Below are 13,169 nucleotides of genomic sequence, written 5' to 3'. Positions count from 1 at the left end.
CGGCGCTCCACGGCAGAATGGAGGTCATGGAGACCGCCCCGCATCCGGCCGCACCCGTCGGCGAGCGCCGGCACGAGATGACCCTGCGCTTCCTGGCCGCCCCCACGGACCGGGGCCACGCCGGGACGGTGGACGCCGGACGGGTCCTGGAGTGGATCGACAAGGCCGCGTTCGCCGCGGCCACCGCGTGGTCCGGTTCCTACTGCGTGACGGCCTACGTGGGGAACATCCATTTCCACGATCCGGTGCAGGTCGGCGAGATGGTCGAGATCACCGCCACCGTGCTCTACACCGGCCGCAGCTCGATGCACATCAACACCATGGTCCGCTCCGGGGACCCGAAGACCGGGCACCTCGAGGAACGCGCCCGCTGCCTCGTGATCTTCGTGGCGGTGGACGGTGCCGGACACTCCACCCCGGTCCCGGAGTTCGTGCCCCGCACGCTGGAACAGCAGCTCGCCCGGGACTACGCCGTCTCCCGCATCCCGGTCCGGGACGAGATCGGCGCCGAGCTGAAGAAGCAGACGTACACGGACGCCGGGACGGCCGAGAAGGTGGTCCTGCGCTTCCTGGCCGTGCCCACGGACGTCAACTGGGGTGGCAAGGTCCACGGCGGGATCGTCATGGAGTGGATCGACCAGGCCGCCTACCTATGTTCCTCCCGGTACTGCGGGCGGGACACCGTGGCGGTGTTCTCCGGGGGCATCCGCTTCCTGCAGCCCCTGCACATCGGGGACCTCGTGGAGGTGGAGGCACGCCTGATCTACACGGGCAACAAGGGCATGCACATCGCCGTGGAGGTCCGCTCCGGGGATCCCAAGGGCACCGAACTGCACCTGACCACCAATTGCATCACCGTGATGGTGGCCCGTGACGACGAGGGCACCTCCGTGCCCGTGACCCCCTGGGTGCCCGTCACCGAGGAGGACCGTCGCCTGTGGCAGCACGCCCGTGACCTGCTGGCCATCCGCGGCCGGGCCCCGGGCAACCGGCTGCCCAACCATCTCCTGGAGGAGGACTGATGGACACCCGAGACTGGGACGTGAACCTGCCGGGTGCACGGGACCTGCCCGCGCGCGCCCCGGCCCGGCCCGCCGCCGTGCTGGCGGGACTGGACAGCGACGACCGGCAGGTCCGTGAGGCGAGCTGCCGGGTGGCCGCCGCGCAGGGCATCACCGAGGCCGCCGGCCCGCTCGAGCGGCTGCTCGCCGACCCGGACCCGCGCGTGCGCAGCGCCGCCGCCCAGGCCCTCGGGGCGGTGGGCCGGGAGAGCGCCGCCCGGGCCCTGAACGGGCTGCTCATGGACCCGGACTCCGTGCTGGCCTCCGCCGCGGAGGACGCCCTGGTGCAGATCGCGGACCGCCTGGACCGTCCCGACCTGCGCCCGCGCACCGAGTACTGAGGCCTCCCACCCCGGTACCCTTGGGGGCACCATGCAATGCCCCCACTTCGACGCCGGCGAGTGCCGGTCCTGCCCGCTGATGGGCGTTCCCTACCCCCGGCAACTGGCGGACAAGCAGGCCGGGGTGCGGGCCCTGCTGGACCCGGTGGCCGGGACCGAGGCCCCGGACGGCACGGACCTCTGGCTGGACCCGGTCGCCTCGGCCGAGTCGGGTTTCCGCAACAAGGCCAAGATGGTCGTCACGGGCACCGCCGCCCGCCCACGGCTGGGCATCCTGGACCCCCGCCAGCACCCGAGGCACCACGACGGCCGGGGGGTGGACCTGCGCGACTGCGGACTCTACGAACCCGCCCTCGGCGCCACCTTCCCGCACCTGGCCGCCGTCATCACCGCCGCCGGGCTCACCCCCTACGACGTGGGGTCCCGCAGCGGCGAGCTCAAGCACGTCATCACCACCCTCTCCCCGGACGGCGGGCTGATGATCCGCTTCGTGCTGCGCTCCACGGACCAGCTCCCGGCCCTGCGCCGCGCCATCCCCGCACTGCTCAGGGCCCTGCCGCACGCCGAGGTGGTCACCGCCAACATCCTCCCGCAGCACCAGGCGCTGCTCGAGGGCGAGGAGGAGATCCACCTGGCCGGGGACCAGACCCTGACCATGCGCCTGAACGGCGTCCCGCTGCACCTGCGCCCACAGGGCTTCTTCCAGACCAACACGGCCGTGGCCGCCCGCCTCTACGCCGAGGCCTCCGCCTGGCTGGACACCACGGACGCCGCCAGCGTGTGGGACCTGTACTGCGGCGTGGGCGGTTTCGGCTTCCAGCTCGCCGAGGTCCGGCACGGCGACGGCCCGCTGCCCGCAGGCGCCCCGCGGCAGGTGTGGGGCCTGGAGACCAGCGCGGACGCCGTCGCCGCCGCCCGGATGACCGCCGGGGAACTGGGGGTCCAGGACCGGGTGCGCTTCGCCGTCGGGGACGCCACGGACCCGGCACACCGGCCGGACGGGCTGCCGGACGCCGTGGTGGTCAATCCGCCCCGGCGCGGCATCGGCGAGGACCTGGCCGGCTGGCTGGAGACCTCGGGCGTCCCCCACGTGCTGTACTCCAGCTGCAACGCGACCACGCTCGCGAGGGACCTGGCGCGGATGCCCGGACACGTCCCGGTCCGGGCCCGGTTGCTGGACATGTTCCCGCAGACCGGACACTACGAGGTGCTCGTGCAGTTGCGGCGGCGGGACTGACCCGCCGCGCCGCCCGCCCGGCCGCGCCCCCCGGATCCGGTGATCGCACCCACCGGCCCCGGTGATTCCGGCCACCCTTTCACCGGCAGCCCACCGCGCCGCAAGGTCCCGTCGCTAGCATGACCCGCAAGGCTCCCCCGCGGGCCATCCGTCCACACGACCGTCCGAGGACCATCCGAGGAACAGGAAGACCGCATGCACCCCCTGACCAAGCCCGTCACCCTGACCGGGCCGGCCCGACGTCACACGCTCCGCCACTTCCGGGCCGTGATCTTCGACATGGACGGCGTGGTCACGGACACCGCCGGGGTGCATGCCCAGGCGTGGAAGGACCTGTTCGACTCCTCCATCAGTGCGGTGGGGGCGCTGCCGCAGAACATCGCCGCGGTGCAGGCCGACCCGGCCTGCCTGCGTCCCTTCGACGCCGCGAGCGACTACCTCGCCCACGTGGACGGCAGGCCCCGCGAGGACGGGGTCCGCTCGTTCTTCGCCTCGCGCGGCCTGGTCGTCCCGGAGGCCGCCGGGCTCCTCGGCCCGGACGGTGAGCCGGTCCCCGTGGCACCGGCGGCGGGCCCGACGGCGGCGCCCGGCCGGGACGGGCACCTCACCGTCCAGGCCCTCGCGGCGAAGAAGCAGGGCTTCTTCGAGGCCGTGCTGGCCCGGGACGGTGTCCGGGTCTTCCCCGAGGCCCTCGAGCTGCTCACGCGACTGCGCTACGAGGCGGTGCCCACCGCGCTGGTGACCTCCTCCCGGAACTCGACGCCGGTGCTCAGCGCCGGACACGTCCAGCGGCTGTTCGACGTGGTGGTGGACGGCAACACGGCGCTCGAGCTGGGACTGCCCGGCAAGCCGGACCCGGCCATGTTCCACCTCGCGGCCCAGGAGCTCGGGGTCGAGCCCGCTGACGCGATCGTGCTCGAGGACGCCGCCTCCGGGGTCCAGGCGGCACGTGACGGTGGCTTCGGGCTGGTGGTCGGCGTGGACCGGGCGCAGGATCCCGGGCGCCTCAAGCAGGCCGGGGCCGACGTCGTGGTGGAGGACTTCACCGAGCTGCAGCTGGACCAGCGCACCACCCGCCCGTTCGACCCGGCCTGGGTGCTCGCCTACGACGACTACGACCCGGCCGAGGAGGGCACCCGGGAGGCGCTGTGCACCCTGGCCAACGGCTACTGGGGCACCCGCGGGTCCGTCCCCGGCACCACCGCCGACGCCCTCCACTACCCGGGCACCTACCTGGCCGGGATCTTCAACCGGCTGGAGTCCACGGTCCAGGGCCGCACGGTGGAGACCGAGCACATGGTCAACAGCCCGGACTGGACCTACATGCGGGTGACCCTGCCCGGCGGGGACGAGCTGCTGCCGGGCAACCCGGACATGATCTCGTACCGCCAGGAGCTGGACCTGCGCCGGGGCCTGCTGTCCCGCACCTCCCGGTTCCGGGACCGGCACGGACGCACCACGCGCGTGACCACCCGGCAGTTCCAGTCCTTCGCCGGTCACCACCTGGCGGCCCTGGAACTGACGGTGGAGGCGGAGGACTGGTCCGGCCACGCCACGGTCCGGTCGATGGTCGACGGCCGGGTGGCCAACCAGAACGTGCCCGATGACCGCGGGCTGTCCGCCCACCACTGGGAGCCGGTGCAGTCCCGCGAACTGGACGGCGAGACCGTGCTGCTCGAGACCGTGACCACCCAGTCCCGCGTGCACGTGGCCATGGCCGCCCGCACCCGCTTCCAGTCCCCCGCGGACGCCGCGGAGCCCCTCCGGACCCCTGTCGAGCTCGGCCCGATGGTGGCCGGCCACGACATCGAGATCGAACTGGCCGAGGGCGTGCCGGTGATGTTCGACAAGATCGTGGCCGCGTCCAACACGCATGACCACGCCGTCTCCACCGTGTGGCACAACGCGGCCAAGCGGATCGAGCGGACCGGCTCCTTCCGCCAGCTGCTGACCTACCACGAGGAGATGTGGGGCATCAACTGGAACCGCTTCGCCGTGAAGCTGGAACCGATCCAGGAGCAGCCCGAGATCATGCCCGAGGCCTTCAGCGGCCTGTACGGGTTCCTGGGCGCCAACCAGCGCCACCAGCTGGCCCTGAACCTGCACACCTTCCACGTGCTGCAGACCTCCTTCGGCTCCCGCCGGGACCTGGACGCCGGGCTCGGCGCCCGGGGCCTGCACGGCGAGGGCTACCGGGGCCACGTCTTCTGGGACGAGATCTTCGTCTACCCGATGCTCACCCTGCGCCGTCCCGAGCTGACGCGCGGACTGCTGATGTACCGCTACCGGCGCCTGGGCGAGGCCCGGGCCAACGCCCGCGCGGAGGGTTTCCAGGGCGCCATGTTCCCCTGGCAGTCCGGCTCGGACGGGCGGGAGGAGACGCCCACCGAGCTGTGGAACCCGCGGTCCAGGATGTGGATGCCGGACAATTCGCACAACCAGCGCCACGTCTCCCTCGCGGTGGCGTACTCGGTCCTGCGCTACATCGAGGCCACGCGGGACCACACCTTCATCTCCGACTACGGGGCGGAGATGCTGGTGGAGATCAGCCGCTTCTTCGTCTCCATGACCCACTACAACGAGGAACGGGGGCAGTACGAGCTCCACGGGGTGATGGGCCCGGACGAGTACCACGACGGCTACCCGGGCACCCCCGGTTCGGGACTGCGGAACAACGCCTACACGAACGTGCTGCTGTCCTGGGTGCTCTCCGAGACGGTGCGCCTGGTGCGGTGGCTGGACGGTCTGGACGACCCGCTGACCGAGTGGCTGGACGTGTTCCAGGACGAGCTGGACCTGTGGGAGCAGATCAGCCTGAGACTGCGGGTGCCCTTCCAGGAGGGCGGGGTGATGAGCCAGTTCGACGGCTACGAGGACCTCGAGGAGTTCGACTGGGACCACTACCGGGACACGTACGGCAACATCGGCCGGCTGGACCTGATCCTGCAGGCCGAGGGCGACTCGACCAACCGGTACAAGCTCTCCAAGCAGGCGGACGTGCTCATGCTCGCCTACCTGTTCTCCTCCGAGGAGCTCCAGGACATCCTGCACCGGATGGGCTACCACTTCACCTCGGAGGAGTTCTCCGCCACGGTCGAGTACTACCTGGCCCGCACCTCGCACGGTTCCACGCTCTCCCGCCTGGTGCACGGCTGGGTGGCCGCCCGCACCGACCGCTCCAGTTCCTGGCGGTTGTTCGCGGAGGCCCTCGAGGCGGACCTGTCCGACACGCAGGGCGGCACCACCCGGGAGGGCATCCACCTGGGCGCGATGGCCGGCACCGTGGACATGGTGATCCGGTGCTACGCCGGGGTGGAGACCCGTTCGGACACCCTCTGGCTGCACCCCCTGTTGCCGCTGGAGGCCTCGGGCGTGCAGTTCACCATCCGCTACCGCAAGCAGCCGTTGAGCGTGCGCATCACGCAGTACTGCATCACGCTGGAGCTGCTGGAGGGGTCGGCGCGGCCGATCAACCTCAACGTGGAGGGCCGGGAGAAGACCATGCACCCGGGCGAGAAGTGGACTGTGCCGCTGCTGAACCGGCACCCGTCCCTGACCGCCTCGGTGGACCCGATGGCCTGCGTCTCCCCGGACGCCAACCGGCTCGGGATCCTCTGATGAGCGGTGTCGGCTCCCTGGTGGGCGACCGGGCCGTCGTCGCCGCGCCCATGGCCGGCGGCCCGTCCACGTGGCAGCTCGCCGCCGCCGTGACCCGCGCGGGCGGGATCGGCTTCCTCGCGGCGGGGATGCGTCCGGTCGATCGGCTCGTGCAGGACGTGGCCAGCACCCGTGGCGCCCTGGAGGGCACGGAGCACGCGGTCTTCGGGGTCAACCTCTTCGTCCCCGAACCGGCGAACACGGCGGTCCCCGGGGACCGGAGGGCACCCGGTTCTCCGGCCCGGCGCCGGCGCGCGGAGTCGGTGCGCCGATACCGGTCCGGCCTGCTCGCCGAGGCCCGGCGCCTGGGCGTGGAGCTGCCGGGCCCGGAGGTCCTCGACCCGGACGCGATGGACGGCTGGGAGGCCAAGCTCGAGGCGGCCGAGGCCGGTGCCTGGCCGCTGGTGACCTTCACCTTCGGCCTGCCCGCGGCGTCCGTGTTCGACCGCCTGCACGCCGCCGGATCGGTGCTGGGGGTGACCGTGACCAGTGCCGCCGAGGCGGTCCGCGCCCTCGACCACGGGGCGGACGTGCTCTGCGTCCAGGGCCCGGAGGCCGGTGGCCACCGTTCGGTGCACGACCCCGCCGCCACCCCCGGCACCACGCCCCTGATGACCCTGCTCGCCGAGGTGCGGGCCGCCGTCGGGACCGGGACCGCACGGGACGTCCCGCTGTGGGCGGCCGGCGGGATCATGGATGCCGCCGGCGTGGGCGGGGTCCTGGACGCGGGCGCGACGGCGGCGCAGTGCGGCACCGCGTTCCTGCTCGCCCAGGAGGCGGGGACCTCCCCGCTGCAGCGCACCGCCCTGGAGCGGACGGCGTCCGGAACGGGCTTCGCGCACCCGGACGGCTCGGCGCGGACCGCGCTGACCCGCGCCTATTCCGGGCGCTGGGCCCGGGGACTGGACAACCGGTTCATGCGCGAGCACGCGGACGCCCCGGCCGCCTACCCGGAGGTCAACGTCCTCACCGGGCCGCTGCGCCAGGCGGCCACCGCGGCCGGGGACGCGGAGTCGGTGAGCCTGTGGGCCGGCGTCGGGGCCGCGGCCGTGCGTGCCGCCCCGGCCGCGGAGATCGTCCGGCACCTGACGCCCTGACCCGGGGTTCACGCCCCCAGGACGCACGGGCACCGGACCCGGGTCCCGGCCTGAGGACCAGACCCGGGGATGACGCGGCGGCCGCCCGGACCGGCCTAGGGTGGGACACCGTGAATCCCCTGCGCCGCCTCGACACCTGGTTCCGCAGCCACCCGATCCTCATGGACGTGCTGGTGGCGTGCCTGCTGGTGCTGTTCATCCCCCCACTGGCCGTCGGGGCGGTGGCCCCGGTCTCGGGGGGCATGGACCGCTTCTGGCCGTGGCAGCTCTTCGCCTTCCTCTGTGCCGTGGGCCAGTTGGCCCCGTGGGCGATCCGGCGGTGGAGGCCGGTGCTGTCCGCCGGGATCGTGGTGTTCTTCTGCGTGCTGCAGCTGGTGCTCGGGGCGGACCTGCTGCCCTCGCTCATCGCCGTCCCGATGACCGTGCACAACCTCGCCGCCCACGGGCCGCGCTGGGCCTCCTTCGCCGGTCTCGGCACGGCCCTGACCGGGGCGGTCCTCAACGGCATCAAGGTCGCCTACGCGCCGGCTCCCCCCTACAGCCCCGATGCGGCGGCCGTCATGGACAACGGTTCCGGTTTCGAGGGACAGCCCGCCGGTGAACTGGCCGTCATCGCCGCGGCCATCGCGATCGCCTGCGCGGCGATCGTGCTGGCGGCCTGGGCGTTCGGGGACCTGGCCCGGACCCGGCGACTGGCCATGGAGCAGTTGCGGGACCGGGCCCGTCAGCTCGAGGTCGAGGCCGCCCAGGAGCGGGCCCTGGCCGCCGCCGACGAACGCAACCACATCGCCCGCGAGATGCATGACATCGTCGCCCACTCGCTCCAGGTGATCATCACCCAGGCCGACGGCGGCCGGTACGCGGGGGCGCAGGACCCGGCGGTCGCCGTCGGGACCCTGCAGACCATCTCGGACACCGGACGCCGCGCACTGGGCGAGATGCGCCGGTTGCTGGGGGTGCTCCGGGGGCCGGAGGCGGTGGAGCTCCACCCGCAACCGGGACTGGCGGACGTGGACGACCTGGTCGACACGATCCGCCTGACCGGGCTGGAGGTGGACTTCGCGGTCGAGGGGACCCCGCGCCGCGAGCTGCCGGCCGGCGGGGAGCTCGCGGCGTACCGCGCGCTCCAGGAGGCGCTGACCAACACGGTCCGCCACGGGGGTCCGAGCGCCCGGGTGATGGCCCGGCTGGGCTGGACGGCCCGGGGACTGGAGATCAGCGTGGACGACGACGGCCGGGGCGCCGCCGCGTCCGTGCAGACCCGCGGCTCGGGCCAGGGGCTGACCGGACTGCGCGAGCGGATCGGCCTGTTCGGCGGTTCCGTGACGGCGGCACCGCGCCAGGGCGGTGGCTTCAGCGTGCAGGCCACGGTGCCGTACCAGGAGATCTGAGCCCGTCAGGCACGGCGGTCGACCGACCGTCATCACCGGGAGGACATGTCCGTGCGGGCTCCCGGGGGGACTCGTCCTCCCGGGCATGACGGATGCCCGATGATGGAGGGGTGATCCCAGACCCCGCCCCGATCCGCGTCGCCCTCGTGGACGACCAGCAGCTGGTCCGCTCCGGACTGGGCATGCTCGTCAACTCCCAGCCGGACCTGGAGGTCGTCGGCGAGGCCTCGACGGGCCGGGAGGCCGTGGCCTCGCCCTCCGTCCGCGGTGCGGACGTCATCCTGATGGACGTCCGCATGCCCCAGCTGGACGGCATCGCCGCCACCCGCGCCCTGCTCGGTGAGGGGGACGACGGCGGCCGCGCACCCGGCGGGGTGGGTGCGGTGGACGGCCCGCGCGTGGTGGTGCTGACGACCTTCGACCTGGACGAGTACGCCCTGGAGGCGATCGAGGCCGGCGCCTCGGGGTTCCTGCTCAAGGACGCCCCGCCCGAGGAGCTGCTGGCGGCCATCCGCACCGTGCACCGCGGGGATGCGGTCATCGCCCCCTCGACGACCCGCCGGCTGCTCGACCACATGGCCCCCACGCTGCGGCGGGACCACGCGGCCGACCGGCAACGGCAGCGGGAGTCCGCCGCGGTGGACTCCCTGACCCCGCGCGAGCGCGAGGTGCTGGAGCTCATGTCCCGCGGGGACTCGAACCAGGAGATCGCCACCGGGCTGTTCCTGTCCGAGGCCACGGTGAAGACCCACGTGGGGCGGGTCCTGGCCAAGCTCGGGGCCCGGGACCGGGTGCAGGCCGTGGTCACCGCCTACCGCACCGGCGTGGCGCATCCCTGACTGGCGTGGCGCATCCCTGACCGGCGTGCCGGGTCTCGGCCCCCGGGCCCACGACCTGTCATGGTGTGCAGATCAGCATCATTGGGGAAGAGAGAAGAGAAGAGGAGAGGAGACCAGGCCATGACCGACCAGGCGACGAGGCTGCACGAGTTGCTCCTGGGTGCGGAGGACATCAGCGGCTTCCTGGACGAGCTCGTCGCGGCCACCGCGCGGTCCCTGACCGGGCTGGCCGGCGAGGTGTGGTGCGCGATCCTGCTGGTCCGCCCGAAGCGGCCCGCCACCGTGGCCTCCTCCGACCCGCGCGCCCGGGCCCTGGACGAGGTGCAGTACGACTTCGGCGAGGGCCCCTGCCTCACCGCCGCCCGCGAGGACCGGCTGGTGTACCTGACGGACACCCTCGAGGAGTCGCGCTGGCCCAGGTACCGCGCGGCGGCCGCCGAGGCCGGCGTGCGGTCCGCCCTGGGTGTTCCCCTGGACCTGGGCGGTGAGGCCGTGGCCGCCCTGGACGTCTACTCGGACCGTCCCCGCGCCTTCGACGCGGACAGCATGGAGATCGTGCAGAGGCAGGCGGTGGCCCTGTCCACCACGATGCGCCTGGCGGTCCGCATGGCCCGGCACCGGGACGTCGAGACCGACCTGCGGGCGGCGCTGACGTCGCGGACCTCGATCGACCTGGCCGTGGGGATCCTGATGGGCCGGAACCACTGCTCCCAGCAGGAGGCGGTGGAGATGCTCCGGCACGCCTCGAACCGGCGGAACACCAAGCTGCGGGACCTGGCGGACGAGCTCGTCCGCTCCGTGGGCAACGGCCGGGCGGCGGCCACGCACTTCGTGGACTGACCTCCCCGGGGCCCCCTCCCCCGCAGCCGGGGTCGTCCGGTCCCACGTCACGGGGGACTTCACTGTGACCCGCCCCACGGGGATGCCTATAATGGCCCGAGGTCGAGCCATGGCCGTGAAGATCTTTGACGACCCTCGAGGACGACGCCATGGCCCCTTTCATTGCCCCCTGGGCTGCCCCGCAACCACCGGCTGACGGGACCCCCCACTCCTCCCGTACCCCGGTGACCGATAGCGCCGCCGTGCCCGACGGCGCCGCGACCGGCAGTGCCGCTGCGCCCGAGGGTGCCGCTGGGGCTGCCGGGGCCGCGTCCGCCGGCGCCCCCGCGGACGGTGCACCCGGCAGTGCGCCGTCCACGACGGAACCATCCTCCGGGCCGCAGGCGCCGAGCCGGCAGGGGGCCTGACCGTGGCGGGAATCGTCGGGGAGATCGCCTTCCACGGGGACCAGGCCGACCTGGCCACGGTGTGCAGCATGGCCGAGGCCCAGACCCATGCCCCGTACGGATTCGGGACGAGCAGCTGGGGGTGGGTCGCCCTGGGACATCAGCGCCACGGGGCCTCGCCCGCACCCCACGGCGCGGCCCAGCCCCTCGCGGATGACCGCCTCGGCCTCGGACTCGTGCTCGCCGGGGAGGTCGCCAATCGCGAGTCGCTGCGGGAGGAACTGGACGGGGACTTCCCCTTCCGCGGAACAGGGGGCCCCGAGGTCGCCCTGGCCGCCTATCACCGGTGGGGGGAACGCTTCGCGACGCGGCTCGAGGGGTCGTTCGCCCTGGCGGTCGTGGACGCGTTCAGGGAGAAGGTCCTGCTGACCCGGGACGCGGACGGGACCATGCCCCTCTACCTCGCGCGGGGCCCGGGCCTCGTGCGCTTCGCCTCCGCCACCGAGTCCCTGCACGCCGTCAGCGGGCCGTACCCCTCGAACGGGGTCCACCCGGTCCCGCCGGCCACCGTCCTCCTGTTCGAGCCCTCGGGGCGTTCCGTCACGAGGGTGCTCGGGGATCAGGACGCGCAGGGAGTGGATGCCTGACGGCCGGCCCGCCCGTGCTGGCGGCGGTCAGCCGGCGGCCGGCACCCAGAGCATGGTGGCGACGGCCCAGAGCAGGATGCACGCCAGCACGTAGGGCATGGTGACGCGCAGCATGTTGCCCCGCGTCACGGTCGGCCCCGGCGTGTCCGCGCGCTGGTGCGAGAGGGCCAGCAGGTACGCCAGCTCGATGCGCGCCGGGCTCGTCAGCGTCCCGAGTCCGGCCGCCGCGTTCTGAGAGGCCATCACCCACAGCGGGTCCACGCCGAGCGCGTGCGCGGAGGCCGTCTGGGTACCGCCGAACATCGAGTTGGCGCCCGTGTTGGAGGCGGTGATGTACCCGCCCAGCCCGCCGATCCAGGGCACCAGGAACAGGTAGCCCGCGCCCAGGACGGTCAGCGCCCCGGCCAGGGACTGTGCCAGCCCGCCGCCGGAGACCGCATAGCCCAGCAGCAGGTACAGCCCGGTGGGCACGGCGGTGCCCCGCCACATCCGCCAGGTCTCCCGGGGAAGCCCCGCACGGTGGTCGCGGTCGAGGGACAGCACCACGATGCCGCTGAGGGCCCCGACCGTGGACCACAGGGCCGGTGAGCCGATGACGGCGCCCAGGGCGCCCGGCAGGAGGAACCGCTCCACCATCTGGCCGGCGATGGTTCCGACCAGCAGCACCAGGTAGGGCGTCAGGGCGCGCCACGGCGTGGGTCCCAGTCGTCCCCGGTTGATCACCAGGGCCCAGAGGGCGGACATCAGCAGGGACCCGACGGCACCGGCCACGGCGGTGCCCAGCAGCAGGTTCGCGCCGAGCACGAGGCCGGCCAGGGCCAGTCCGGAGACCAGGCCGGTGGCGATCCACACGGCATAGGCGGCGCGGGGCGGGCCGGCCCTGCCGCTCCGGGCCGGCCCGCTCTCTCCTGCCCCGCTCGCGGACTCCCTGCGGGCCAGCTCGACAGCACCACGACCGGCCACCACGGCGGCCACCGCCCCGGATCCGGCGAAGGCCAGGACGTTGAACGCCCCGGAGGCCAGGCCGAGGTCCAGCAACGACACCCCGGCGATCCCCGACCCGAGCAGGGTGCCCGGCGCCATGGAGCCCCAGGGGGCCACGGCCAGTCCGAGCAGGGCCAGCGTCGCGGCGCGCACGGGAGTGAAGCCGAGGGAGAGCAACAGGGGCAGGCCGATCATGACGGACACCCCGAAACCGGTCACCGACTCCAGGAACGGCACCACCCCGGACACCATCAGCAGGGCCGAGGCCACCGTGGGACCGCCGCCGGCCGAGAGCCAGCCGGCGATGCGCTGCTGCGCGCCGCCGCGGTCCATGACCCGGGAGAGCAGGATGCCACCCGCGATGATGCCCAGCACCTCCACCAGCGTGCCCATCCCCGCGGCGAACGCTCCGGCCAGCTCGGCCGGGGCCGTGTGGAACCACAACAGCCCGGCCAGCAGGGCGGTCACCAGGCCGGTCCCCGGGGCCACCCAGGCCGGGGCCGGCACCACGAGCAGGGCCAGGGTCAGCACGATGGGCAGCGCGGCCATGAACACGTCCACCGCAGCCTCCGTCCCCTCCTGCCGTCCCTGCAGGTCAGTCCATGTCGCGGGCGGGCCGAGCACCGCCCCCGCGAATGCTACCGGTCCACCCGGGCTCCGGGTGCCCCGTAGTCCTCCCGGAGCCCGGG

Annotated in this window: 10 protein-coding genes; 9 read left to right on the top strand and 1 reads right to left on the bottom strand. The window is 73.5% G+C overall.

The features are described 5' to 3' along the window. Positions 1 to 26: 26 nt before the first annotated feature. From Q0283_RS05435 to Q0283_RS05395, 9 genes are all read left to right on the top strand, one after another. Positions 27 to 1,022: an acyl-CoA thioesterase gene (locus Q0283_RS05435; RefSeq protein WP_183529660.1), complete on the top strand. Its 996-nt coding sequence runs from the start codon at positions 27 to 29 to the stop codon at positions 1,020 to 1,022. Next, entirely contained in the window at positions 1,022 to 1,402 is a 381-nt protein-coding gene (locus Q0283_RS05430) for a HEAT repeat domain-containing protein (protein ID WP_183529661.1), read from the top strand. The genes Q0283_RS05435 and Q0283_RS05430 overlap by 1 nt, the downstream gene beginning before the upstream one ends. A 31-nt stretch (positions 1,403 to 1,433) precedes the next feature. Continuing rightward, positions 1,434 to 2,639: a methyltransferase domain-containing protein gene (locus Q0283_RS05425; RefSeq protein WP_298043541.1), complete on the top strand. Its 1,206-nt coding sequence runs from the start codon at positions 1,434 to 1,436 to the stop codon at positions 2,637 to 2,639. A 195-nt stretch (positions 2,640 to 2,834) separates the two neighbouring features. Continuing rightward, complete coding sequence (locus Q0283_RS05420) at positions 2,835 to 6,257, top strand: HAD-IA family hydrolase (RefSeq protein WP_183529665.1); 3,423 nt, start codon at positions 2,835 to 2,837, stop codon at positions 6,255 to 6,257. Further along, positions 6,257 to 7,393 carry a nitronate monooxygenase family protein gene (locus tag Q0283_RS05415; RefSeq protein WP_298043538.1) on the top strand — a complete coding sequence of 379 codons (1,137 nt, stop codon included), beginning with the start codon at positions 6,257 to 6,259 and terminating at the stop codon, positions 7,391 to 7,393. Before Q0283_RS05420 ends, Q0283_RS05415 begins: the two co-directional genes overlap by 1 nt. Before the next feature lie 110 nt (positions 7,394 to 7,503). Then, positions 7,504 to 8,784, top strand: coding sequence for a sensor histidine kinase (locus Q0283_RS05410; protein WP_298043536.1), 1,281 nt, complete (start codon positions 7,504 to 7,506; stop codon positions 8,782 to 8,784). A gap of 92 nt (positions 8,785 to 8,876) precedes the next feature. After that, a complete protein-coding gene (locus tag Q0283_RS05405; protein ID WP_183529669.1) occupies positions 8,877 to 9,623 on the top strand; it encodes a response regulator transcription factor in 747 nt (248 codons plus the stop codon). A 120-nt stretch (positions 9,624 to 9,743) separates the two neighbouring features. Next, a complete protein-coding gene (locus tag Q0283_RS05400; protein ID WP_183529672.1) occupies positions 9,744 to 10,463 on the top strand; it encodes a GAF and ANTAR domain-containing protein in 720 nt (239 codons plus the stop codon). A gap of 409 nt (positions 10,464 to 10,872) precedes the next feature. Further along, positions 10,873 to 11,496 carry a hypothetical protein gene (locus Q0283_RS05395; RefSeq protein ID WP_298043533.1) on the top strand — a complete coding sequence of 208 codons (624 nt, stop codon included), beginning with the start codon at positions 10,873 to 10,875 and terminating at the stop codon, positions 11,494 to 11,496. A 27-nt stretch (positions 11,497 to 11,523) separates the two neighbouring features. Here the strand turns inward: Q0283_RS05395 and Q0283_RS05390 are convergent, their stop codons facing one another. Beyond that, entirely contained in the window at positions 11,524 to 13,029 is a 1,506-nt protein-coding gene (locus Q0283_RS05390; protein WP_298043531.1) for an L-lactate permease, read from the bottom strand. Between the last annotated feature and the right edge of the window lie 140 nt (positions 13,030 to 13,169).

The sequence above is a fragment of the uncultured Citricoccus sp. genome, from assembly GCF_937871995.1.
In the GTDB taxonomy this organism is placed as follows: Bacteria; Actinomycetota; Actinomycetes; order Actinomycetales; family Micrococcaceae; genus Citricoccus.
The sequence above is the reverse complement of the archived record's forward strand: the minus strand, read 5'-3'. Positions and strand labels throughout refer to the sequence as shown.

Coding starts and splice junctions, on each gene's coding strand:
- Q0283_RS05435 (WP_183529660.1), top strand. CDS start 27: ATGGAGACCGCCCCGCATCCGGCCGCACCCGTCGGCGAGCGCCGGCAC.
- Q0283_RS05430 (WP_183529661.1), top strand. CDS start 1,022: ATGGACACCCGAGACTGGGACGTGAACCTGCCGGGTGCACGGGACCTG.
- Q0283_RS05425 (WP_298043541.1), top strand. CDS start 1,434: ATGCAATGCCCCCACTTCGACGCCGGCGAGTGCCGGTCCTGCCCGCTG.
- Q0283_RS05420 (WP_183529665.1), top strand. CDS start 2,835: ATGCACCCCCTGACCAAGCCCGTCACCCTGACCGGGCCGGCCCGACGT.
- Q0283_RS05415 (WP_298043538.1), top strand. CDS start 6,257: ATGAGCGGTGTCGGCTCCCTGGTGGGCGACCGGGCCGTCGTCGCCGCG.
- Q0283_RS05405 (WP_183529669.1), top strand. CDS start 8,877: ATGCCCGATGATGGAGGGGTGATCCCAGACCCCGCCCCGATCCGCGTC.
- Q0283_RS05400 (WP_183529672.1), top strand. CDS start 9,744: ATGACCGACCAGGCGACGAGGCTGCACGAGTTGCTCCTGGGTGCGGAG.
- Q0283_RS05390 (WP_298043531.1), bottom strand. CDS start 13,029: ATGGCCGCGCTGCCCATCGTGCTGACCCTGGCCCTGCTCGTGGTGCCG.